Source organism: Frigoribacterium sp. AC759, assembly GCF_979256015.1.
The window spans coordinates 1-241 of the sequence record NZ_CEEDMT010000165.1 but is presented as its reverse complement, the minus strand read 5'-3'; the positions used below and the strand labels follow the sequence as shown (position 1 = coordinate 241).

Sequence of the window (241 nt, the reverse complement as noted above, 5' to 3'; positions counted from 1 at the left end):
CCTTCGAGTGGGCCGTCTCGGTCGTCGCGACCCTGGGTGTCGAGTTCGGGCGCGGCGGCTCCGTGGCCCAGGCGACGACTCCCGAGGGCGACGTCGTCGCCCGCTACGACCCCGACTCGACCGCCGCGTACCTCGAGTCGCTCGCCGACCTCCGGCTGGGCGACGCCTGTCACCGCTCGGCCGCGCCCGCCGCGCCGCGTGAGCCCGTCGTCGCCGTCGTGTCGGGTCTCCGGCCGCGAGA

Annotated in this window: 1 protein-coding gene; it reads left to right on the top strand. The window is 76.8% G+C overall.

The window, feature by feature from the left end; translation table 11 throughout:
- Nucleotides 1-241 (top strand): hypothetical protein (locus tag ACZ6JE_RS15515; protein ID WP_464319527.1); only part of this gene is annotated, 241 nt, incomplete at both ends.